The sequence below is a fragment of the Sphingomonas sp. 2R-10 genome (assembly GCF_030062225.1).
Taxonomy (GTDB): Bacteria; Pseudomonadota; Alphaproteobacteria; order Sphingomonadales; family Sphingomonadaceae; genus Sphingomonas.
The window spans coordinates 1-23002 of record NZ_JASCXF010000058.1 but is presented as its reverse complement, the minus strand read 5'-3'; the positions used below and the strand labels follow the sequence as shown (position 1 = coordinate 23002).

At 63.2% G+C, this 23002-nt stretch carries 19 protein-coding genes and 1 pseudogene; 13 read left to right on the top strand and 7 right to left on the bottom strand.

Translation table 11 applies throughout. The features are described 5' to 3' along the window. Nucleotides 1-113 (top strand): annotated as a pseudogene (locus QLH51_RS18755) (IS5/IS1182 family transposase); the annotation flags it as partial. Nucleotides 114-292: 179 nt separating this feature from the next. On the opposite strand, the gene QLH51_RS18750 reads toward QLH51_RS18755, so the two are convergent. Continuing rightward, a complete protein-coding gene (locus tag QLH51_RS18750; RefSeq protein ID WP_125662287.1) occupies nt 293-967 on the bottom strand; it encodes a recombinase family protein in 675 nt (224 codons plus the stop codon). A gap of 751 nt (nt 968-1718) precedes the next feature. Between QLH51_RS18750 and QLH51_RS18745 the strand changes: the two genes are divergently transcribed. Then, complete coding sequence (locus QLH51_RS18745; protein WP_125662290.1) at nt 1719-2114, top strand: hypothetical protein; 396 nt, start codon at nt 1719-1721, stop codon at nt 2112-2114. A gap of 30 nt (nt 2115-2144) precedes the next feature. Here QLH51_RS18745 and QLH51_RS18740 read toward each other — a convergent pair whose 3' ends face one another. The 6 genes from QLH51_RS18740 to QLH51_RS18715 all read right to left on the bottom strand — a co-directional run bounded on the left by QLH51_RS18740 (nt 2145) and on the right by QLH51_RS18715 (nt 8587). Next, a complete protein-coding gene (locus tag QLH51_RS18740) occupies nt 2145-3830 on the bottom strand; it encodes a recombinase family protein (protein WP_125662293.1) in 1686 nt (561 codons plus the stop codon). Between the two features lie 255 nt (nt 3831-4085). Then, on the bottom strand, nt 4086-6137 hold the full coding sequence (locus QLH51_RS18735) for a hypothetical protein (protein WP_125662296.1): 2052 nt from the start codon (nt 6135-6137) through the stop codon (nt 4086-4088). Next, nucleotides 6130-6462: a hypothetical protein gene (locus QLH51_RS18730; RefSeq protein WP_125662299.1), complete on the bottom strand. Its 333-nt coding sequence runs from the start codon at nt 6460-6462 to the stop codon at nt 6130-6132. The genes QLH51_RS18735 and QLH51_RS18730 overlap by 8 nt, the downstream gene beginning before the upstream one ends. Continuing rightward, nucleotides 6462-7463: a hypothetical protein gene (locus QLH51_RS18725; protein WP_125662302.1), complete on the bottom strand. Its 1002-nt coding sequence runs from the start codon at nt 7461-7463 to the stop codon at nt 6462-6464. Before QLH51_RS18725 ends, QLH51_RS18730 begins: the two co-directional genes overlap by 1 nt. After that, entirely contained in the window at nt 7460-8128 is a 669-nt protein-coding gene (locus QLH51_RS18720) for a hypothetical protein (protein WP_125662304.1), read from the bottom strand. The genes QLH51_RS18725 and QLH51_RS18720 overlap by 4 nt, the downstream gene beginning before the upstream one ends. 147 nt (nt 8129-8275) lie before the next feature. After that, on the bottom strand, nt 8276-8587 hold the full coding sequence (locus QLH51_RS18715) for a hypothetical protein (RefSeq protein ID WP_164516248.1): 312 nt from the start codon (nt 8585-8587) through the stop codon (nt 8276-8278). Between the two features lie 178 nt (nt 8588-8765). Between QLH51_RS18715 and QLH51_RS18710 the strand changes: the two genes are divergently transcribed. The 11 genes from QLH51_RS18710 to QLH51_RS18660 all read left to right on the top strand — a co-directional run bounded on the left by QLH51_RS18710 (nt 8766) and on the right by QLH51_RS18660 (nt 22925). Continuing rightward, on the top strand, nt 8766-9650 hold the full coding sequence (locus QLH51_RS18710) for a 3'-5' exonuclease (RefSeq protein WP_125662306.1): 885 nt from the start codon (nt 8766-8768) through the stop codon (nt 9648-9650). Next, entirely contained in the window at nt 9596-10306 is a 711-nt protein-coding gene (locus tag QLH51_RS18705) for a hypothetical protein (RefSeq protein WP_283514662.1), read from the top strand. Before QLH51_RS18710 ends, QLH51_RS18705 begins: the two co-directional genes overlap by 55 nt. Nucleotides 10307-10389: 83 nt before the next feature. Beyond that, entirely contained in the window at nt 10390-11274 is an 885-nt protein-coding gene (locus tag QLH51_RS18700) for a hypothetical protein (RefSeq protein ID WP_125662309.1), read from the top strand. A gap of 114 nt (nt 11275-11388) precedes the next feature. Next, a complete protein-coding gene (locus QLH51_RS18695) occupies nt 11389-12426 on the top strand; it encodes a helix-turn-helix transcriptional regulator (RefSeq protein WP_125662312.1) in 1038 nt (345 codons plus the stop codon). Between the two features lie 305 nt (nt 12427-12731). Beyond that, nucleotides 12732-13418, top strand: a complete 687-nt coding sequence (locus QLH51_RS18690) for a PD-(D/E)XK nuclease family protein (RefSeq protein ID WP_164516249.1) — start codon at nt 12732-12734, stop codon at nt 13416-13418. Between the two features lie 11 nt (nt 13419-13429). Then, nucleotides 13430-14047, top strand: a complete 618-nt coding sequence (locus QLH51_RS18685) for a hypothetical protein (protein ID WP_125662318.1) — start codon at nt 13430-13432, stop codon at nt 14045-14047. A 178-nt stretch (nt 14048-14225) separates the two neighbouring features. Beyond that, nucleotides 14226-15614 (top strand): DUF2779 domain-containing protein, encoded by a 1389-nt coding sequence (locus tag QLH51_RS18680; protein ID WP_206429297.1) that lies wholly within the window; start codon nt 14226-14228, stop codon nt 15612-15614. Next, a complete protein-coding gene (locus QLH51_RS18675) occupies nt 15611-16660 on the top strand; it encodes a PD-(D/E)XK nuclease family protein (protein WP_125662325.1) in 1050 nt (349 codons plus the stop codon). The genes QLH51_RS18680 and QLH51_RS18675 overlap by 4 nt, the downstream gene beginning before the upstream one ends. Nucleotides 16661-16742: 82 nt before the next feature. Further along, on the top strand, nt 16743-19418 hold the full coding sequence (locus tag QLH51_RS18670; protein ID WP_206429298.1) for an McrB family protein: 2676 nt from the start codon (nt 16743-16745) through the stop codon (nt 19416-19418). Next, a complete protein-coding gene (locus QLH51_RS18665; protein WP_125662328.1) occupies nt 19415-20731 on the top strand; it encodes an McrC family protein in 1317 nt (438 codons plus the stop codon). Before QLH51_RS18670 ends, QLH51_RS18665 begins: the two co-directional genes overlap by 4 nt. 127 nt (nt 20732-20858) lie before the next feature. Further along, complete coding sequence (locus tag QLH51_RS18660; RefSeq protein ID WP_125662330.1) at nt 20859-22925, top strand: hypothetical protein; 2067 nt, start codon at nt 20859-20861, stop codon at nt 22923-22925. The last annotated feature ends 77 nt before the right edge of the window (nt 22926-23002 follow it).

The window sequence follows — 23002 nt, the reverse complement described above, 5'->3', positions numbered from 1 at the left end:
GATGCCGACGCCTCGCCAAGGACTGGGAGGCTTCCATCGCCTCGTCAGAAGCATGGCTCATCATCGCATCCATCAGGCGAATGACCCGCCGTATCGCAAAGCTCGAATTATGAGTCGGGCTCTAAGGGACTAAATTGGCGACGGGATTATACCGGAACATTCGCCAGCACCTCACAGCCCCGTACAGCGCCGCCACGGTATTCCGGCTAGGCCGGATACCCGAGCCTCCCATATCGAGTCTGGCGGGCCGTTTCCGGGCACATACGCAAGCCTTCCCGTCGCCTGTCCGGTGTCAGCCTGTGGAATACAGCCGCATCACGTCGCTGACGGACTGGGCCGCCCACTTCCCGCCCCGTGCTGTGATGATCCCACGGGCGTTTAGTTCCCCGGCAATGGCTCTCAAGCTGGTATGCCCCTCAGCCTTGATTGCCTCGACAATCGGGGCAACGTCAGTAGCGAACGCAAGAGCCTTGGCCTTGATCGCATCAACAGCAGCACCGTTGCCCTTGCTCTCTCCGAACGCCTTAGCGCCCATTGGATTGCCTAGCTTCGTGCCACGGACTTTTGCAGCGGCAAGGGCTTCCTTAGTCCGCTTACTGATCGCCTTGCGTTCGGCCTGGGCCATTGCCGCCATAATGTGAATTGTAAGCTCGTTGGCCTCCGGCATGTCAGCGGCGATGAACCTAGTGCCAGCGTCCTGTAGCTGAGCGAGGAAGGCGAGGTTACGGCTGAGCCGATCCAGCTTGGCGATGACTAGCGTTGCCCCTGTCACCTTCGCATAGTGCAGGGCTTTGGTAAGCTCAGGCCGATCATCCCGCTTGCCGCTCTCTACCTCGACGTATTCGCGAAGGGGTTGGCAGTCCCGTGATGCGCAGAAGGCAGCGATAGCCGCCTGCTGAGCTTCTAGACCCAAGCCGCTGCGGCCCTGTTTGGCAGTCGATACACGGTAGTAGGTCACGGTCCGCATGGCTTGTTCCTCGTTGCCAAGCCTAGGTAGGACAGCTGTACGCAATTGTCAAACGCTCGTTTGGTTATTCTGGACAGCGCCGATCCAGCCATGATCCAGCTACTGTGACACGCCATGCAGGGATGGAGAACCATGCGCGATAATGCAGGTCGGGCAGGCGTGTCATATTCGCCAGCCGGGTGGGTAGGGATACGGGGGAGATAGCGCGCTCAGGAATGTCTGATTACCCTCTCGCATATCTCTACCATTTTCAGGCCGTAGGCGGGATGAAGGCACTACTAGCGGACTCAGCAGTCCGACTAGTCCCCGCCCACGATTACACTCAGTCCAACGCCCGGCCCGGACTGTATGACTTGCAACCCTATTCCCGGCCCGCTTTGCACAACACTCACGCCAATAGCTGATTGCCCCGGCTTAGGACGGACAATGACCTCGGCTCCTACAGAGCGCGTACCGGCAGCACCGCCGTTCCTAATGTCCATGCCAATGCCGCCGCCGCTATTGTGAATATTCAAACCGATCAGGGGAGCTTTTGGACTAAGCATCAAATCGACCACGACAGGGCCTTTCGGGCCAGTAGGGTTAGTCATCGCCAGATTGCTCCTTTCAGCCGCATACGCTCGCGGCAGCATCCTGACTGTATATGTATATGGCTCCCGAGAAATCTAGCTGTTGCGGTGGCTCGCGAAACGCCGCTACCTTCGACAGGTATCAACCAATCTGATTGTAATTATCGCTTTAGGAGGTTCGTTTGGCAGATAGCAATCTTGAGGCTTTGGCTAAGGCACTCGAAAAGATCGCATCGGAAATGGAGTCAAACCCTGCCCCGGTAATCGGCGAGCAGATTATTATGACCGGCAACCCCGGCTCCGGTCCCATGATCGGCAAGAGCATCATTATCGATAACGTAAGCGGCAACAGCGGCTCAGTCGTGGGGCAATCTATTGTTATCGATGCTTCTACAAGTGCAGCAGAAACTCAGTTAGTCGCAGAGCTTCGCGAAGCAGCCGCCTCTGTTCGTGGCGGCAACGCACCAAAGACTTGGGTCGGCGGCCTCATCAAGCGAGCCGGTGATTTTGCAGGCAAGACGATCAGTGGCGCAACGGTCGCAGCAGCGGGCGAGCTAGCCAAGACCGCGTTTACCTAATGCAGCCCTTGCCCCGGCTAGTACAAAGGGCTAATACAACCGTCCCGACGCTCTTTCGGAAAACCGCAGAAATCCGCCATTTTTGGTGCCAATCGTAAAATCCTCTTCTGGGCACCACTTCCGGTCAAAAATGGGCACCATGCCCATTATGGCTGGTTCCGTTCTCCCGATGGCTCGTTCGAGTAACTGGGACGAACCTGAAATTCGGATAGATCCTTGGTCGACAGCCACTTCGGACACGAAGAGGGCCACATAGGCTTTACGGAGCGCGGGATCGCTTCCGTTCAAGCGGTCACGGATCAGCGCGCCGAACGCATCTACCATTTCCGGCGTTACGCGCTTCGTGGTCTTGCCGATCTGCCGTTCGAGCGCTTCGATCGTCGCGGTCGCCGATGCAATGCGGCTGTTCGTTTCCGCCAACAAAGTGTTGAAGATCGGATCCTTGAGCGATGCCTTGCCGTCCGCCAGCGCTTCGTAGAGGTTGCGCAGGCGCGTCTCGGCTTGGGTCTTGGTGAGACGGGCCTGAGTGAGATCACGGGCGCGCCGCTCGTCGGCCTCCGCCGACGCTTCCAGCATCTCGGCCAGCAGCATCCGCAGCCGCTCGGGCGCGAAGATCTGGCGTTCCAGCGCGCCGAGCACGACCGCGTCCAGCCGCTCCTCGCGCACATGGGGGCAGGTGCAGCGGGCAGCGCCCGCGCTGACCTTGGCGTTACAGGAATAATAGGAGTAGCGACCGCCCTTGCCGGTGCGGATCGTCATGCCCTCGCCGCAGGTGCCGCACTTCGCGACTTTGGTGAGCAGCGTCGGGCCGTTGACGACACGCGGCGGGGTTACGGTCGGACGACGCACGGCGCGGAGCGCCGCGACCGCGTCCATCGTCTCTTCGGGGATGATCTGCGGGCATTCGACCCGGACCCATGTGTCCTCGGGCGCCCTGCCGCCCTGTTCATCGCGGGTCATGTCGAAATAATAGCCGCGATAGTGGCAACGGCCGAGAATGCCGGCGACGTTCGAGTTGTTGAATTTGTTGCCGTTGGACAGCGTGTACCCGCGTTCGTTGAGCCATTCCGCAATCGCGCGGGCACCCATCGGGCCGTTGCCCTGACCGACGGTTGCAAGATCGAAGATGAGCCGGACCGTTCGAGCGTCATTCTCGTGGATGAAGAGCTTCTTCTTGGCCTTCGTCCCACGCATTTCGACCGTGCGGCTTTCGTAGCCGATAGGCACGGGGCCGCCGTTAAAGAAGCCTTCCTCTGCGTTCCGCCGCATCGTTCGGCGCGTATGCTTGGCCGTTTCGAGTGCGAAATACTCGTCGAAGGAGGCAATCAGGTTTCGCAGCATGTTGCCCATGGCATCGTCGCTGAAAAGCTGGGTCAGCGAGTGCAGGCGCACCTTGGCGCGCTTGAGACGGGCGAAGGTCTGGACCTGCGATTCCATGTTCCGGCCGAGCCGGGACAGTGAGAAGATTTTCACCTCGTGGATACGGTTGCCAGGATCTTCAACGAAATCGAGCAGGCGGTTGAACTCGGGTCGGCGGGCATCCTGTCCGCTTTCGCCCGCCTCCACGAAGATGCGGACGACGATCTGCCCCTTCGTCTCGGCATCCGTACGAATCTGTGCCTCTTGGCTGTCGAGCGAAGTGCGATGATCGGCCTGATCGTCGGTCGAGACGCGGACATAGCCGACGATCCGCTCGGCTTCGGGCTTGATACGCATGATTTACGCTCCCTCGATCAGGTCCATGACTGCCTGACCCAGCAGATGAAGCAGCATAGCAGATTCCCCCTCCAGTGGAGGCACAAAGTCGGGCGCCGGCGCCGAAATGCGGACCAGCCGCGTGACCGTCCCGGAATGAGTCGGTTCGCGTGGCTGGCGTGGTGCTGAGTTTGGCGTCGGCGTGTCCATGCGCCGGTGCTGCCGGTTGCCATCCAAGAGGGGTTCCCGCTGAAAACCCGCAGAAAACAGAGATTTTTAGTTCTTGAAGATCGTGCAGAACTGCGGATCACTGCTGAAAGCCGAATAGCCTTGGTTCATCCGCGCCATGATTCGCGCTGTCAGGCGGGTCGGGTGACTTTTCACGTAGAGCGGATGATAGGCATCGATCGCCTTCTTCGCTTCGAGCATGATTTGCTGCCAGCGAGAGGGCAGCGCGTCACCACGCATTGAACGTCTTCCCTGACGGCCAGGCAGGGCTTCCCGCTCCGCAGGCGGGGGAACGAAGAGGGAGCCCAAGGCACCATACAGCTTCGCACCCTTCTGAAGTCGGTCCCAGAAGGCGACATCCCGATCGCGATCGAACCACAGCGCATAATCGAAGAAAGCGCCGCACGGGCGATCGAAGTCATGGTCGTCGAATTGACTGGCGAGGTGGCTTGCTCGGTTTACAAGGCCCTTGCACGTGACTTCGTCGGCACGGAGCGAGGATGTCGCGGCCAGACGAACGGCCAACGTCGGCATCGCGTGCGACAGGATGCGATGCACGATTAGGCCGAAGGCGACCCGCCAGTCGGCACCGTTCACACCCCGGTGGCTGAGCCTGTCCGTAATCTGACGGACGGCGAGGATGACCGCGTTTTTGACGTCGAGGCCGTAGAACAGGACGAGGTGGTTCGCACGCACGCCGCGCTCGGTCGGCTTGTCCAGTTCGGATCGGCGGATGAAATCATGCGTCGCGTGATCTGCCGCGGAAACGGCCAGATCGCAGATCCGTGTTCCCGACGCATAGGCGTGATGTGTGTAGCTCGGCACCGTCGTGCGCATCAAATGCGCCTTCCGCCTGATAAAACTTGTCGTGACCGCCCGGTGGTAGGCGCCCAGATCGAGATAGCGCCCGGCCGCAGTCCGGAGGCGTATTGCGCTTTCGGTCTCCTGCGGACCGGCGAGTACCGGGCGGATCGAGGTGCTGGTAAGCACCTGGCCGTCCAATTCTCGCTCGCGATCCGCCATAGTACGGATGATAACGCCCAGCCGCTCGAATTCGGCGAACGCCGCGTGGCCGCCGATATACGCGTAGCTGAGCCGGAAGATCGGATGCGGGGCCGCCAGCCAGCGATGCCTGGACAGCGCAACGTCGAGCCGCCGTGCCATCAGCAGGCAGTAGAGGTGATGGGCATCGACCGCCGTCACCTCTTCGATCATCGCTTGCACTGCGGTTTCCATAGCGGGGTTTCGCGTCGCCAGCCGGCTCGGCAGCCGCCTGGGGTCACGGTCATGCTCGGGCGGGATGTCGCGCGTCGTACCGCGCGTGAGGAAGATGTGGATCGCTTCGGCGGCATTTGCGGCCATATTGATCGAATAGGCGACGGTCTTGGTCGCCCGTGCTCGCCGGAAGCGCTCAACCCTTTCCGTAAGCATCATGGCGATCCGGCGTGCGGCGACGGGGCTTTCGTCCGACAGGTAGATGTCCGTGGCAATCCGCGCCGCACCGAGGACTGCGGCTTCGATGCCAAGCGCGGCAAGCTCTACAGCGCCCTTGTTGCGGCCGGTCTTGTCGGACTTGTGGCGCTTCGCTTGATAGGAGGCACAGGCCGCCGCGATCATCGATGCGGCGACGAACAGCCGCGCCCGCCAGCCACCGGTGCGCAGGACATCCGAGATGCGGGCGTGGTCCGTAATGCTGAACCCAAGCAATTGTTCGACCAAGTCATCGCCGCTCGCGTCATCGGGGTCGCCGACGCCCAGAAGGGTCTGCTCGCGTATGAACCGCGCGATGGCGCCCGCGTCCTCGGGCAGACGATGCGGTGCAAGCGCTCCGACCGTCCAGACACCATCGGACCAGAGCGCACGGATCGAAGAATTGAAAGCGGCCCGGCCGACACGACGGCCGACCGGGTCATCGAGAAGTCCGTTGCCGCTACCCCATGGAAAGTCGACGCCGGGCAGCAGTGCCCGCAGCTGGCGCTCGACCTGCTTCGGTGAGGCATCCGCACGCGATGCCATATCCGAGGCATCGTCGGCCACGACGGTATCGCGAAATACGATGGCGGCGATATGGCGCTGGACGGGATCGACGAGGTCAATCATCGATGCCCTCCATTGTCTTCGGATCGCTGAAAAAGGTCACCAGTGCGGTGATGTTGGCGTCCGCGTGCCTAATTCTTTCGCGCTCGAATGCGTCGAAGATCTGCTTGATTTCGGCCAGTCTGGAAGCGATTCCAACCAGCGTGGCGTAATGTCTGTAGAGCGATGCCGGCGTGCCATCGTAGGCGGTCATGATCTCGCGGGCCCGCCGAAGGAACTGCTTGCGCTCGTCGATCCAGCGTTGGACGTCGGTGACCTGAAATGTTTCTCCCTTGTCGGTAACCGTGACGACCATTGGTCGCATCGACCACGGCTTATCGTATGCCATTAGCGCTGCTCCTCGTTGGACTGTCGGAAACGGGGATTCCCGCCCGCATCGGCGATCCATTCCGAGCTGTCTCCGCGGCGGCCGATCTCAATCATCGGCAGGCCGCGCGCCGCTTCGATCTGCCGCATGATGTGGCGCTGACCCTTGGTCGGCGCCCGGTCACGCCACGGGCCGTTCTCGCGATAGGCCTCCGGCACCGACGACCACGAAGCCTGTCGGCACGCGTCCCGTCGCGCGGCACGCGCGTGCAGTTCTTGCTCACCGATCGGGGTGAGGAGCCTCGCGTGGGTTTTGACCGTGGCGGTCAGCACGTCGCCGAGCGGCGTGTCCCTGTCGACGCCAGCCGTGCGATCGACGAGCAGGGAGAGCCCCCCGCGATAGGCGAAGGCGCCGACCCATGCGATGCAGTCGCGGTGATGGAAGCCATACGCGCGCCACACCATTCCGATTCCGAGCGTGGGTTTGTGCGCGAAAGCGTCGGCGACCACTTCGCCACGCTTGGTCAGCGCCGTGGCGCCTTCCTCGGCGAGACCAATGCCGCCATCGTCGAGTACCGAGGGAAAGGCCTTGAGCAGATAGTCCAGATTTTCCCTGAGCTTGGCCACCTCCAGTCTCTCCAGAGTAAAGCGCCACGGTCGTGCGAGCAGGCCGGCCAGCGCCAGACGATGCCCCGGCTGGAAGCCCGCATAGCGACAGTCGCCGCCGGCGGTATAGCCGTGCGCATGGGGGTGCGGCTCGATCGCGGCTATGTCCGCCTCGGCCTTCGCGGCCTCCGCTTCCGCTGCCGCCATGTCGGCGCGTGCGGCGGCGATCAGCGCGTCCAGGCGGTCGACGGGGTCGTGAGGAATCGCGGTCTGGAACGGGGCGGTGGGATTTTTCACTGTGATCTCCTTGCAAAAGAAGATCACAGTGCCGGTCGCCTTCGTTCGGATGTTCCCGTCGAAAACGCGCGGACTTCTGCCGAAAGAGCATTCCGGCGGGAGCGATGCCGGACGGATCATTCGGACTCTCTTTCTGGCCGGTGGAACGGCATCGCCTGTTGGACAAGCGTGTCCGTATCGACCGCATCGCTGTCGGCCGGCTTTGCAGCTTCGGCAGTCACGACGATCTTTTCCGATCCTGCAGTCGTGTCGTGTCCGGCTGCATCGGCCTCACGCTGGTCGAGCCGCCCGCGCAGCACATCCTCTCGGCGCTGCGCTTGTGCCAGCGCATCCTCGAGCGCGCCGATCCTGACGGTCGCGGCCGCAAGTCCAGCTTCGGCGGCCTGGCAGAGGTCCAGCACCTCGGCCGTCTCGCTTTCCGCCTCGACACGGCGGCGGTCCGCATCGGCGACGCGCATTGCCGCCGTACGATCGAGGTCGCCGCCGACCATGCGCACCGTCCGGACGAAATGGTCGAACGCCTGCGTGGTGAGCAGTTCGAGCATTGCCCGGAAATCGGCTTCCGTGCCGGCTGGCATGTCGATCGCCGCCAACCCTATTTCGTCTTGCCGCCGCCGCCGCCAGTCGCGCACCTTGGAATAGAGCAGGCCATTGGGCTCGCAGTTCAGATGTCTGGCCACCTGATACGGTGTGACCTCGGCTGGCGTGCACCCACGGGCCGCGACGATCTCGTCGGCGGCCTTGTCCACCATCGGCTGGCGGACCCATTCATGACTTTCTTTCACGGTCGTACTCGCATCTTGCGAGACGACGATCCTGCGATACCCGCGCCATCGCAGGTGTCGCACCTATCGCAGGAGCAATCGTCCACGCATCGTTATCAAAGCGCGACCGCGACAAGGCGGCGCGCAGCTAACGTCGATGGTGAGTGATTACGGTGCCGCCCAGACTGCCGGGGGATGGCTGAGGTGCCGTCGCGCGTCGCAGGCGATGTAGACGAAGCGGCGACCCACAAAACTTACGCGCCGACGCACGTGCACGACGATGGCGACTGTCAGAAAAGCCGTGAGGACAGATATCAGTTGACGATACAGCCTAGGTCCATCCGCGCGGCTGAGATCATCGGCATCGCATGTCTGTGCGGCCACAGCGAGCAGTTCACCGATAGCCTCGATTACCGACCAGCTCATCATCGATGTCAACTTGACGTCGTCTTTCAGAGCAGGATCAATCGGCGAGCACATGTGTCCGTTATAGGAAGATCGACGCCAACCACCAAGCATGCTGGCTGCAAAATATCTCAATTCGCAATTTTATGTAGTACCGGCCGAAAAGTCGCTTCGACGGCAGCTCCTGTGATCGGGAGGGGTGAGAGGAAAAGCCTCGCATCCGCGCGGTCGATCGTACCAGGAGACACCAACTATGACGCACATCAACGTCGCCGCCTCGGCTGAGGTGGCGCTTTCTTCATGCGCGGGTGACGCGGACATCCGAGTCCTGCACCGCGTATCCTCACTCAACGATTTTCCGCTCGCCGAACCCGGCGATGGACCGATCCGCACGGTGGCGGTCATCGATACCGAAACCACGGGCACCGATCCGGATCGCGACGAGATCATCGACATCGCCGTCGTCATCATCGCCGTGGATGCAGACGGGCAGATCGTCCGCATCGACCGCGCGGGGCAGGCGCTGCGTGACCCCGGCATGCCGATCCCTGCCGCGATCACCAAACTGACCGGCATCACCGACGCAGACGTGCGAGGCAAGATCATCAATCTCGATGCCTTGGAGAAGCTGATCGCCAGCGCCGACGTGCGGATCGCGCACAATGCGCCGTTCGACGTCGCATTTGTCGAACGGCTTTTGCCCGGCCTCGCGGGGGGCGCCTGGGCGTGTTCGGCGCGTGACTTCGACTGGCTCGAACACGGCTTCGACGGCGCAAAGCTCGGCCATTTGCTGATGCAGATCGGCCGCTTCAACACCGGCCACCGCGCGATGGCGGACGTTATCAGCTTGCTCCACCTTCTCGCGCATCGACTGGCCGACGGATCGACCGTCATCGGCGAGATTCTCGCCAAGGCGGAGCGGCCGACCGTCCGTATCGAGGCGACCGGCGCGCCGTTCGACAAGCGCTCTGTACTGAAAAGCCGGGGCTACCGCTGGGATCCCACCGCCAAGGCGTGGTGGATCGAGATCCCTGCCGACGACCTCGAAAGCGAGGCGCTGTGGCTCCAGCGCGAGGTGACGCCGTGGGGGCCGACGCCGCACGCCCGGCGACTGACGTGGCACGAGCGGCACCGCTGACAGCGAGAGGCACGTCACCGGGCGCGCCAATCCTCCAAGCAGAAGCAAGAGAAGCGAGCACCGCGAAGGAGCGGAAAAAAAGCTCCGGCCAACGGCCGTGTCAGAAAGGAACGACGCAAATGGAAATGATCCTGAACCATCAGAATATCATGCTCGCCCTCCGCGAAGAGATGGGGTGGCCGAGCTTCAAGCCCGCCAACGACTGCATCCTCTGGGCGTCGGGCCAGGAAATGGCCTTCGATGTTGGAAACCAACTCGCCCACGTCGCGCAGATGGCGGGCCGGGATGTGATCTACACCGGTTGGGCCAGTGCTCGTGCCAAGGATCCGACCAGCTTCGCCATCGCCTATCGCGAAATGGCGACGATCGACATCATCGACCGCCTCGCACCTTACGCGGCTGACGATCGTTCGCGGATCATCCTCGTCAGCACCTGTGCGGACGAATTTTTCGCCATCGATCGCCGCGGGTCGCTGGCGAGGGTCGCGGGCAAGCCGAAGGGTATCGGTAAAGGCAAGGCGCTGGCGATGAAGCGTATCAAGGCCACTGCCAGCATGATGGGCGACGAACTGCTCGCCAACAACCGCTTCGTCCCGCCCGGTGCGGACTGGATCGAACCGGAAATGCGGACCGGAACCGTCGTCCGGTTCGGCTGATCGGCGGTCGAACGGGCCTCCGACGGTCGAGGCCCGTCAATCGTCTTCCCCTATTGCCGGTTACGTGCCGGCGGAGACTTTCCATGCACATCGACATTAAATCTGAACCCCGCAACCGCAGCTGGATCATCTTCGACCTCGAAAGCGCGGTGATCGACGAGACCGGGCATCGCCGCTACCAGCAGATGGAGCGGTACGTGCCCCGAGACGATGATGATCAGCCCGGTCGTCGCGGTTACAAGCGCGCCGAAGACCCGCTCCGTACCCCGCGCTGGATATTCCAGTCGATCACGACGGCCTGCGCGATGGTGCTGACCGAGCATCCGGACGGCAATGCCGATGTAAGTCGGCTCGTCACCCTGTCGGCACCGGACCACACCGAGAAGGAGATCGTCACAGGCCTGCTACACGTGCTGGCCGACGCACCCGCAAACACGGATCTCGTCAGCTGGGCAGGCAGCTTCCACGACCTGCCGATGCTGGTCTGCGCGGCCATGCGCTTCGGCCTGACCTTGCCGCAAAACTGGAAGTGGCTGGCCTTCGGTGGCGATGGGCGCCAGCGTCATGTCGACTTCGCCCGTGTCGCCACCGCCAACATGAAGATGAAGCCCATTCATGAATCCGAGCTGCTGGCCGCGTTCGACATACCGTCGAAACTGGCAGCACCGGCCTTCGACGTTGCTCGACTGATCGAGAGCGGTCAGTGGGATATTCTGCAGGAGCAATGCGAAGGCGACGTGATCGGCACCGCCCTGCTGCTGTGCCGCTGGCGCAAGCTGCATGATCCGCGCGTCGACGCCGATATGGCCGAAGACCGCATCCTGCGGCGGGTGTGCGAACTGCGCGCCGGACGCGGATATATCGCCGCATTCGAGGCACGCCGGGCCGCCCGGTTCGCTGCCCAGATCGACAAGGCTTCGAATGATGCCGCGCGATTGGCACCTTGGCTGGAACAGGACGCCGCGTGACTGTTTGAGGCCGCGATGTCATCGCCATCGCGGCCTCAAACAGTTCATTATCAGGCCTTGCCAATCGCCCCGTCACCATCGAAACCTACGACAAATCTGGACGTGGAATGGGCAATGACGGAAAGGATGGCCAAATTGGATCGGCTGTTGGCGCTGGTTCACGCGCTTTCGGAAACGACCGAAGGTCTGACGCTAGACGAAATGGCCGAGCGGCTCGGCGTCAACCGACGAACAGCCGAGCGGATGCGCGATATCATCGCCAATCACTTCGATCTCGACGAGATTGCGGACGACCGCCGCAAGCGCTTCCTCATCCGCGACAGCCTTCGGCGAGCCTATACCCGTCCGACACCGGGCGAGGTGGCGGCGTTACAAGCGGAGGTCGAGGGACAACGCGCTGCGGGCAAGGCGGCGCGCGCCAGTCAGTTGGGCAGCCTGCTTGCGAAGGTAAAAGGTGCGCTGGACGATCGCGAGAAACGTCGGATCGACCCGGACCTCGACGCACTTGTCCGGCTTCAGCGGACGCTGGTGACAGCCGGGCCGATCGCTGCGGTGGCACCTGAAACAGTTGCGATCGTACAGAGCGCGATCCTCGCCGGCCGCTGCGTCGAGTTTCATTACGCGACCGATGATCGGCCGGAACCTCGCTGGCGACGCATGATCCCCTATGGGCTCGTCCACGGCCCGTTGACCTATCTTCTCGGCAAGATGCCGGGCCGGGATGATCAACCGGTCTATTTCAGGCTTGATCGAATGATGGACGCGGAGGTGAGCAACACGCTTGGCTGCGCACCGGACGACTGGGATATCGATGCTTGGCTGGCCGAGAGTTTCGCGGTCTGGCGCGACGAGAAGCAAGATGTGACTCTATGCATACCGCCATCTGCTGCTGCGCGAGCGCGGAGGTGGCGCTTTCATCGGCTTCAGCAGGTCGAGGAGCTGGACGACGGGGGGCTACGCATCCGGTTCACGACGGGGGGCATGCGGGAACTCGCCGAACATCTATTCACCTGGGGCGGCGAGCTGGTGATCGAGGGGCCGGGTGCCTTGATCGACGTGATGCGCGAGCGCATTGATGCGGCCCAAACGATGCTGCCGCAGATCGGGGTGCGACCGCTTCTGTCGCAACAACCTGCGATTGGTTCGGCATGACGACTCACCGATCCGCCTGTCTGCCCGGCGTGCCAAAGAATTTCGTCCGCGCCGCCCTGGCGGTGAATGCCTTCGGCTGGTTTGGAAAATGGCCGACACGCTCACACTCATTCGCCCCGTTCATGTGCCTTGACTGGCCGGCGAAAGGTGTTGCCGGTGTCCATGCTGGCGCATTCGCCGATCAGTCCCGGCCTTGAAGGAGGGATTGGCTTATGCTCGCGGAAATGCCCTGCTGGTCAAATGGCCTCGCTCTATTCGGCAAAGCGTGGTCGACTCATCATTCCCGGCGACGGAATCTACAATGGATGAGAGGTTTGGTGGGTTTCAGCGCCGAATGGCGGGTGGGCCAGCCGATCGCATCCGTCAAAACAGCAGAGGTGCCGGAACGGCTGAGTGATGAGCAGTTCGCCCTGGCGCTGACGACTTTGAACGGAGCAGTGCGTGATATCCTCAATCGTGGGGATGCCTTCGATCCTTGGGTTGCCGCCCGGTTGCGGCGAGACGAGGTCCGCAACGCATCGGTGCTCGCAGCATTCTTGACCCCAAGCCAGACCGGGGATTTCGCGTATCGTTTTCTACATGCGTTGCTTCGTAGACTGGACGATCCGCAAGGATCGCTTCCGACGCTGGCCACGCTCCGGCATGGCTATCGCGTACGAACGGAAGATTGTCCGCTCGGGCTTGCAAGCGAGCGCGTCGACCTGACGTTGGAAGGCCCCAGCTTTCTTCTCGGTATCGAGGTGAAGATCGACGCCCCGGAGGGAGATGACCAATTCGGCCGCTATGTGCGGACGATTACCCGTCGCGCTCGCGACGGGGATCGATCAGCGCACGTCGTCATCCTCGCGCGGCGCCGAATGAAGGTGCCCGATGCAATAGCGGCCGATTGGAGCGACGTGGCGTCGGCCGCTCGTGAAATCGCTGCGACCGATCCCGCCAACCCCATCAGCCGAGTGTTGCGCAGCTTTGCGGCGCACGTCGGCGGTTTCTGAGGAAAGAGCCAATGACCGAACCTGATACCGCAGACACGATTGTCATGAGGCACCTCAGCGACATCGAGGGGGCGGTTCGCCATGTGAAGGGCGTTCTCGAACCTAAATTTTGGGAGGCCGTCTCGAACCGGATGGAGGCTTGGGCGGCGGAGCGCGATTGGATTAAGGACGTCGATCCACAAACCGAAGGTGACTATTGGTTGGCGCCCCGCGCGTGGCAGTCGCCGGACGACGAGGACGATGCCGAGTTCTGGTTCTCGCTGACCGTGACGTCCGAGGATGATGGTGAAGACGTGACGGCGCTCGCTCCGTTCGTTGGTGCCAGTGCGCACGGCAATCGGTATGTCCTCTCGTTTGAGCGCGAGCGCCCGAAGAAACGGGCGTGGCAGACGCTGCTCAGCCAGTCGGACGAACTGCTCCAGCAATTACGCGAGCGCGGGTTCGAGACTGACACGCGCGCCGGTACCATCGCATATCCCGTAACCCTTGATGCGGGCGAATTGGGCGCGGCGTTCGCTGACGAGGATTTTGACGTGGTGCTCGCCCCGTTAATTGCGGTCCTAGGCGTGGCAGAGCAGGCTCTGCACCTGTTCGATCAGCTCGTCCTGGCTGGCCGATCCGCGTCATGAAACGCGGTCCCATCTACGCAGGCGACGCGGCGCTTGCCGCATTTCTGCCCGCGTTTTTCGTCGAGAAAGAGATCACGCCATGACGGCTGTTCTGCGCCGTCACGGCCTGTCTAAGTCGCGCATCACCGCATTCGAACAATGCCCCAAGCGGCTGTGGCTATCCGTTCATCGCCCGGACTTGGCTGAGCAAGATGATGGTGCCGAGGTTCGGTTCGCCACTGGGCACGAGGTCGGCGCGATCGCCTGCGCATTGCTGCCGGATGGCGTTATGGTCGAGGCGGAACCGGATCTTGCCGCCGCGCTCGCAACGACGCGGGCATTGTTCGATCGTGGTCATAATCAGCCGATCTTCGAGGCGACCTTCCAGCACGACGGCGTTCTCGTGCGCATCGACGTGCTGGAACCGGATGGCGCAGGCGGCTGGCACATGGCGGAGGTGAAGAGCTCGACCAAGGCCAAGGACTATCACGTCGGTGACCTCGCGACACAGCTCTGGGTCGCGCGCAATGCCGGTGTGCCGATCAGCAGCGCGGCGATCCGCCATATCGATAGCAGCTTCGTCCTCGAACGCGATGGCGATTACGATGGCCTGTTCGCCGACACCGATTTGATGGCGCAGGCCGAGTCGATCATCGCCGGTCGAGGCGAGACCGTCGCGGCCGCGCGGGCGACGCTGGCCTGCGCCAAACCGGATACCGCGCCCGGTGCCCATTGCGATGCGCCCTTTCCGTGCGAGTTCGCCGGCTATTGCCATGCGGCGCTGCCGGCCGGGCCGGAATGGCCCGTGTCCGTGCTGCCGCATGGCGGCGGCAAGCGCTGGATCGAGCAGGATGTCGTCGATCTGCTGGCCGTCAATCCCGCCGCGCTGACCAACGCCGTCCACGCTCGCGTCCATCGCGCAACCGTGTCAGGCGAGGTGTATCACGATGTCGAGGGCGCCCGCGCAGCGATGGCAGGCTGGGCGTTCCCGCGCACCTGGCTCGATTTCGAGACGATCGGCTTTGCAGTGCCGCGCTGGATCGGCACGCGCCCATATCAGCAGGTGCCGTTCCAGTTCTCGGCCCATGTCGAGATCGAGGAGGGCGTCATCACGCACCGCGAATTCCTCAGCCTTGATGGGGGTGATCCGCGCCGCCCTTGCGCCGAGGCGCTGGTCGAGATGGTGCCGCCGACCGGCGCGGTCATCGGCTACAACGCCAGCTTCGAAAAGGCGCGAATTCTCGAACTGGCCGCCGCCTTCCCGGACATTGCGGACGCGCTGACCGCGATGGCCGCGCGCGTCGTCGATCTGCTGCCGGTCACCCGCGCGAACTGGTATCACCGAGACCAGCGCGGCAGCTGGTCGATAAAGGCCGTGCTGCCGACGATCGCTGCAGAGATGGACTATGCCGCGCTCGAGGTGAAGGACGGTGGCAGCGCGCAGGAGGCTTACGCCGAGGCGGTTTCCGCGGACTGCACGGCCGAACGCCGGCTGGCGCTGGACGCCGCACTGCGCGCCTATTGTGGTCGCGATACCGAGGCGATGATCGTGCTGGCGCGGCGTCTTGCAGGAGCAACCCGAGCGTGAACGACGAAATCCTAACGCTAAGCCACGCGACCGAACGCGATATCGATCTATTGCTCGTCGAGGAATTGCGCTGCTCTCACACTTTTCGCGAGCGCTTCATTTCGGAATTGTCGCTGCTGATTGGCGTTGCGCTCAGTCACCGCGATGGTCGGGTCACACATAGCCGGCGGCGAATGCATAGCCGGCGTGAGATTGACGTGCTTTTGGAAATCGACGGCAATGACGGTCGCTACGCCATTCTAATAGAGAACAAGCTCGACACCGCGGAACAGCCACAACAAGCGGAATCCTATCGACTGGAAGCAATGACGCTCGTCACTGAGGGATTTTGTAACGCGCTGACGGTGCTCGTCTGTCCAGAAGCATATGCAGCGAAGGCTTCTGGATTTGCAGGGAAATTCGATGCCGTTTTTACATACGAGCGCATCCTTACCATACTAAAGGAACGCGCCGAATCGGAGTGCGGCGAGCTAGGTCGTCGATTACACTATCGTGCCGAACTGGTGTCGCAGGCGATCTTAAAGGGGCGGCGGGGGTATCAGGCCGTCCCACTTGCGGCCGTCGGCAACTTCACGCGCGCATATGTCGCGATGCTGGACGGACTTGGGATCACGCTTCCGCCCGGACCGAGTATGCTCAAAGATGCGCCGGCGGAAAGCAAGACGATGATCTTCGCGCCTTCGGCGTTGCCTAAATGGGATTTCCTGCCCCAAACTCGACTGGTCCATCAGCTTCGAGAAGGAAATGCAAATATCTGCCTTTATGGCTGGGGCGATCACTTTTCATATCTAGCGGGTGAGATGGCCACTGCGCTTGCTGGCACGCCGTACCGCCTCGTGCCGACCATTAACAAAAGGACCGGTGGTCGCGCCGGCTTGATGATCGTGGCGGACACGCCGCAGGTGGATAATTTGGCCGACTTTGACAGGCAACGTGGGCAAATCGAAGCTGGCATGCGCGTCACCGCAGCGCTTGCTGAGTGGTTTTCGACGAAGAAGATGGAATGCGAAGGCTGGGCTGCTCGGGTGGCGATTTTAAGCGCGTAATGACGGGGGAAATGTGAAGGAAGCGGAATTCAAAGCGTGGCTCGAAGCCGAGGGATATTCGAAAGGCACCGTCAGCACGCAAATGGCCGACGTCCGCCGCGTCGATCGCGCCTATGGCGATCTCGATAACCTGCCGCCCGGCCAGTCCATCGCCAGCATCAGGCAGTCGCTGGTCTATTCCAAGACGGATCAGCGGGCTGGGCGGCCGAATCCGGCCAAGTTTCCGATCGACGGCAGCCTCTACGACAGCCTTGCCAGCTACCGCGCGGCGCTGAACTTCTATCAGCGATTTCTGGATGCCGGGGCCGTCGCTCGAGGCGGTTCGACGTTCGATCTGACCGCGCAGGACATCCTCGACGCCATCGATCGGTGCGATGCTGCCGGGTCGGTGGAGGCCTTCATCGCCAACCAGGATGGACTTGGCGCGCCCGCGAAGTTCTGGCTCCTGCACCGGGGCAGGCGCTATCCCAGCAAGGCGATTGTTCACGACGCCCTCTCCCATGCCAACATCAAAACGTCCGCTGGCGGCGCACAATGCAAGGCCGCGCTGGATGCGCTGGGCTTCGTCGTGATCGACTGGCCGGCGTTGAAGTCGCTCCGCGACACCTTCCGGGCGCGCATGAAGGGGTTCGAGAATTTCCGTCGTCAGGACGGCGATTACTGGGCCATCGAGCGCCGCTACAAAGATCAGACGATCGACAAGGTCCGTGCGCTTGCAGCGTCGGACGCCGACGACCGCACGGTCGGCGAGCAAATCTATCGTGCGCTCAGCGTCGACACGCAGGGGCTGCCGCTCAGCTGGCGCACGCTCGACGAGGTGCAGAAGGCTGACGCCCCCCTGCGCGATCGCTTTTTCGAGATCGTCGCACGGCTGGCGCGCAGCGAGGATGACCCGCTGGCCACGATCTCCGACGGTGCCCGTGCGCTGGAGCAGCTGAAGGCGGACGGTATCGCCGGCCTTCGTCGCGGCGAGGTGCTGGCGATCACTATCAGCGTCGTCGGCACCCTGCATCCGGAAGCCGCGAGCTGGTTCAAGGTGAGTCGGGTCGAAAAGATGGGCAAAACTCTGTTCGGCCGCAAGCCGTTCGCTCATCAGCAGTTCGAGCCGACCGATCTGGACGAATATCTACAGATGCTGCGGGCGTTGTTCGCGTTGTTCGGGGAGGAACTGGGCTGGGAACCGCTCGATCTGTTCGACGTGCAAGGCTTCGTGTGGGTGGCGCTCGAAGACAAATGGGACGGCGAGGAAACGCCGCCGCCGGCTGCGCCAGTCGAGACTGCCGAGGCAGAGGTGTTGCAGGACGGCCCCTATTGGTTCGTCGGCGCATCTTATGGTCGCCGCGACGATCAGGTCGAACGCTTCCTGGCCGAAGGCATCTGGGACATCGACAGCCCCAGCGATCGCAACCGCGAACAGGTGCTGCGGATGCAGCCGGGCGAGCGGATCGCGATCAAGGCGACCTACGTCCGCAAGAACGGCCTGCCGTTCGACGGGCGCGGGCGATCGGTGTCGGTCATGTCGATCAAGGCGATCGGCACGATCACTACCAATGCCGGTGACGGCGAGCGCGTGTCCGTCGACTGGCAGGCCGGGTACAGCCCACGCGAATGGTATCATTACACCTATCAGCCGACGATCTGGGAGGTGTATCCGACCAACGAGATGGCGCAGCGGCTGATCCGCTTCGCCTTCATGGACGAGCCGCAGGATTACGACTGGTTCCTGCGCAACATGTCGCACTGGGGCGGCCTGCCGGCGGAAGAAGCACCCGCCCCGGACCCCGTGAAGCGTTCGCCGCTCAACCTGATCCTCTACGGGCCGCCGGGCACGGGAAAGACCTATCGCACGATGGCCGAGGCAGTGCGGCTGTGCCGGGGGCTGGCCGGGAACGACCCGTTGCTGACCGATATCGACCGTCGGCAGGAGCTGCGCCAGGTCTATGAGGAACTGAAGGGCCAGGGGCAGATCGGCTTCGTCACCTTCCACCAGAATTACGCCTATGAAGATTTCGTCGAGGGCCTGCGCCCGCAACCGTTGGCGGACGGCGTCGGCTTCACGCTCAAGGCCAAGCCCGGCATCCTCCGTCAGATGGCCGAAGCGGCCGAGGCCAGCGCCGAGGAGCATGTCCTCGTCATCGACGAGATCAACCGCGCCAACATCTCCAAGGTGTTCGGCGAACTCATCACGCTGATCGAGCCGGACAAGCGGTTGGGCATGGAAGAGGGGATGCGGCTGACGTTGCCCTACAGCGAGGCGCGCTTCGGCGTGCCCGCGAATCTGCACATCATCGGGACGATGAACACCGCCGACCGCTCGATCGCGCTGCTCGACACCGCGCTGCGCCGCCGGTTCGAGTTTCGTGAGCTGATGCCGGACGCCAGCCTGCTCAAGCCGGTCGACGGCATCGACCTCGCCAGCCTGCTCGCCACGATCAACGAGCGGATCGAATATCTGTTCGACCGCGAGCATCAGATCGGCCACGCCTATTTCATCCGCTGCGCGACCCGCGCTGACGTCGACGAGGTCATGCGCCACAAGGTCATCCCGCTGCTCGCCGAATATTTCTACGAAGACTGGGCCAAGGTGGCGGCGGTGCTCGGCGATGGCGACGATGGCGAAAGCGACCGCGAAGGCCGCTTCATCGACCGCCGCGGGCTCAAAGCGCCCAAGGGGCTGGGCGGGGATGAGGATGCCGCGCCACGCTATCGGTGGCATGTGCGCGATACCTTCTTCTACGACGGTTTCGCCGCCGCGTGATCCGCCGCACGATCCTCGAATGGGAAACCATCCGCTACGGCAATGCGGCCGACGAAATGCCGATGGCCGTCGCCGATCGGATCGCGGCAGTCGCGGCAACCTCGCCTCTTGCCGGCCGCGGTGGTGGTGGCGTCCTGGAGCATGGTCGCAAGGGGCTGCGCGCGCGGGGCGTGGTCGGCGTCATCGCGGCGCCGGGCTGTGCGCTCGAAATCCTGCCCAAGATCGACGTGGCCGGCGGGAGTGATGCCGAGACGACGGGCAACATCCGCCAGCGGCTCGTCCACATGCTGGCGGTCGCGCTCGACCTGAAGATCGACGCCGGGCAGGTCACGGCGCTCGACTGGCAGCGCGAGACGTTGCTCGAAATCCTGATCCGGCTGTTCTCCGAGAAGCTGGTCGATGCCGTGCGGCAGGGAATGCCGCGCTGCTATGTCAAGCACGCGGACGACCTGCCGACGCTTCGGGGCCGGCTGAACGTGACGCGCCAGTTCACCGCTTTGGCGGTCGAGCCGTCGCGGCTGGCGTGCCGCTTCGACGCGCTGACCCCGGACATCGCGCTCAATCGTATCATGAAGGCGGCGGTCGCGCGCCTGTCGCGGATCGCGCGAACGACCAACAGCCAGCGACGGCTGCGCGAACTGGCGTTCGCGTATGCCGATATCGCCGACGTCCCGGTTTCGGCATTGCGGTGGGATCAGGTCACGCTTGATCGCACCAACGCCCGCTGGCGGGAGCTGTACAATCTCGCACGCCTGTTGCTCGGCGAACGCTTCCAGACCACCTCCGCCGGCGGCAGCGATGGCTTCTCACTGCTGTTCGAGATGAACACGCTCTTCGAGGAATATGTCGCCCTGATGCTGAAGCGCGCGCTGGCCGACACCGACCTTCGCGTCGTCAGCCAGGGTGGGCGGCTCTATTGCCTCGAAGCCAATGACCGACGGCAGGTTTTCCAGACCCGCCCGGATATCCTCGTCAAGCGCGGCGACGTCGTCCTGCAGGTAATCGATACCAAGTGGAAGCGGATCGCCGCGCGGATCGACGACCCCAAACGCGGCGTATCCCAAGCCGACGTCTATCAGATGATGGCTTATGGCCGGCTCTATCGATGCGACAGGCTGACCCTGCTCTATCCGCATCATCGTGAAGCGGGATGTGACGAAGGGTTGATCGGCAATTACGCCGTCAATTCCAGTTCGGACCGTCTCGACCTGTTCTCGGTCGACCTAGCGCATAGCGACCGGATCAAGTCCCGTCTCGCCGCCATCTGTTCGCTGAGGGAGGCCGAGACCGACATCGTAGCCGCCGAAGGATAACGCGTCCCACCCGCTCTATTTTTGCCCGACGCATGGAAAAGTCGACGGGCAGAGAATGGCGGGAAGCTCTCCCGAATCAGCATCCGTAAGAGGAGGCAGATTCAGTAGGGGGGGGGTGGCGCAAGAAATGAATTCTCCGAATTCGTCGCATCGGCCGAAGGCCTCGCGTGCGCACCCCACCCCCTCTTTTCTCGTCATTCTGGACGACGGCACGCGACACCGCGTCAGCGATCGCGAGCTCGCCAAGCAGATGAGCCAGGCGCGCACCGCGACGTTGAAGCGCCTGCGCCAATCACGTGCCGAGGCCCTAGCCGCCGTGGCCGACAAGATCGAGGACGAGCGTATCCGTCGCGACTTCGAGGCCGCCGAACGTGACCTCGACGCCGCTATCCGGCGCTTCCATAAGCGCGTGCGGGTGCAGCCCGAATTGCGCCGTCGCGCGCCAGGCGAGCGGAAGCGGAAAGCGACCGTTGCCAGCACCGACCATAGCGGGTTGGTGATGAAGGCACGCCCTCAGACGTCCAGCGCACTGGCGCGACGGGATGGTGCGGGGCGCGAAGGCATGATGCTCCGCATCCGTTATGTCCGTGCGGGCGGGCGGCATGCCGCGATCGGCTGCGTGGCGCGCCACTGGCGCTACATCGCGCGCGAAGCGGCCGTCACCATCGGCGAGGAGGGCAAGCCGATTGTTGCGGGAAATCTCGGCGATGCTACCGCAGAGCTCGACGACTTCATCGAGCAGGTCGCGGCGGGCCTGGCTGTGCAGGAGAAGGTGCTGCGGGCGTTGCGCAAGAACGCCAAGCTCAGCTTCCGAATGGTCGGCGCCTTCCCCTACGGCTTGCCGGTCGCTGCCCGGCGCGAGGTGCTGCAGCGTATCGGCGGCGAAATTTTCGGCGTGCGGGGACTGGGCTGGTCGGGGTCCGCGCACGACGCCGATCCGGGCGCGGCCGTCGATAATCCGCACTTCCATCTCGACTATACCCTTCTGCCGATTGAGTGGCAGGCGGATGGGAGCTACATCGTCTCGAACGAACTGCGCACCGATCTCGACGGGCCGGAGGGGCTGCGCTTCATCCGGCATCAGGTCGCCCGGATCATGACGGAGGTCGCCCGCGAGCACGGGCTGGATCGCACCTTCACCGCGCTTTCCTATCGGGAGCGCGGCATGGATCGCGAGGGCGGCGAGCATGTCGGCCAGCAGGGCACTGCCGCGCAACGCCAGGGCCACCATGTCGCGGCGGTCGCCCGCAACGAAGCCCGACGCCGGCGGGACGATGCCCGCGAACGGGCGCGAGCCGCGCGCGAGCGGATCGTCGCGCTGGAACAGCTGAAGCGGGCGATCGAGCGGCAAGCCGCGTGCGTGCCGTCATTGCAGACGCTGCCCGACGTCGTAGTGACGGACGCGACGCCAATGCCGATCGGCAGCGCAATGCCTGATCTCACCATCCCGACGGATGTCGATCCGATGCCGCGAATCGCTGTGCCGGAGGACGTGCCGACGCTTCCGCTGCCGCCCGAAGCTCCGCATATTCTCGCGGTGCCGCAGACCGCTTTCGATACAGGCCCGGAATTGGTTCCTTCGATTCCGCTAACCTCATCGCTGACGTTTGTGCCCCCGGCTGTATCGTCGGGAACACCCGTGCCATCTTTGTCGAGCATCGGTGTCGCCGTGCCTGCGGTGCCAGAGCCGCCAGCGCCTTCCAGTATCGGAAGGGCACCGCCTATCCTGCGCCGGATGGGCGCGCTACAAGACATCGGATCATCCGCACCGACTTTCGACGCGCTGCCCAGGCTGACGAAGCTTGGCGGGAATGCGCCCATTATACCCGCTGCCCCGGTGGCCTATAGCATCGGCACCGCCGTGCCGAGCATGCCGAGCACCCGGCTCTCTCTATGGGATCTGGGGCCAGACATCGCCCGCGATGCCGAGGACGAAGCGATCGAAAAAGATCTGCGGGGGGCGGTCGAGCGGGAGACGATCCGGCGGCAGGAGGTTGCATCGGCCAAGCCGCTCGATCCGTTCGGAGCCACACCGGGAGCACGTCTCCATTCAGACTTCGAGGAGCTTCTGGCGCTCCTCCAAAAGCGGCCGGACTTGCTGGTAGTCCATGAAGGGCAGATCTTCCCCGGCGAGGCGCTCTCCGGTAAGCGGGGCGTGAAGGCCGCAGATTATGCTGCTTGCGCGTTCGGCTGATCTGCCGGGGGCATCCAGTTCCACGGCATCAACTCGTCCCAGCGACTGGCGGGCCAGTCGTCGGCGACCCTGGCGAT

Bases quoted from the DNA above. Each gene is read 5' to 3' on its own strand.
- QLH51_RS18750 (WP_125662287.1), bottom strand. From the start codon at position 967: ATGCGGACCGTGACCTACTACCGTGTATCGACTGCCAAACAGGGCCGC.
- QLH51_RS18740 (WP_125662293.1), bottom strand. From the start codon at position 3,830: ATGCGTATCAAGCCCGAAGCCGAGCGGATCGTCGGCTATGTCCGCGTC.
- QLH51_RS18735 (WP_125662296.1), bottom strand. From the start codon at position 6,137: ATGATTGACCTCGTCGATCCCGTCCAGCGCCATATCGCCGCCATCGTA.
- QLH51_RS18730 (WP_125662299.1), bottom strand. From the start codon at position 6,462: ATGGCATACGATAAGCCGTGGTCGATGCGACCAATGGTCGTCACGGTT.
- QLH51_RS18725 (WP_125662302.1), bottom strand. From the start codon at position 7,463: ATGATCCGTCCGGCATCGCTCCCGCCGGAATGCTCTTTCGGCAGAAGT.
- QLH51_RS18715 (WP_164516248.1), bottom strand. From the start codon at position 8,587: ATGTGCTCGCCGATTGATCCTGCTCTGAAAGACGACGTCAAGTTGACA.
- QLH51_RS18710 (WP_125662306.1), top strand. From the start codon at position 8,766: ATGACGCACATCAACGTCGCCGCCTCGGCTGAGGTGGCGCTTTCTTCA.
- QLH51_RS18700 (WP_125662309.1), top strand. From the start codon at position 10,390: ATGCACATCGACATTAAATCTGAACCCCGCAACCGCAGCTGGATCATC.
- QLH51_RS18695 (WP_125662312.1), top strand. From the start codon at position 11,389: ATGACGGAAAGGATGGCCAAATTGGATCGGCTGTTGGCGCTGGTTCAC.
- QLH51_RS18690 (WP_164516249.1), top strand. From the start codon at position 12,732: ATGAGAGGTTTGGTGGGTTTCAGCGCCGAATGGCGGGTGGGCCAGCCG.
- QLH51_RS18685 (WP_125662318.1), top strand. From the start codon at position 13,430: ATGACCGAACCTGATACCGCAGACACGATTGTCATGAGGCACCTCAGC.
- QLH51_RS18670 (WP_206429298.1), top strand. From the start codon at position 16,743: ATGGCCGACGTCCGCCGCGTCGATCGCGCCTATGGCGATCTCGATAAC.
- QLH51_RS18660 (WP_125662330.1), top strand. From the start codon at position 20,859: ATGAATTCTCCGAATTCGTCGCATCGGCCGAAGGCCTCGCGTGCGCAC.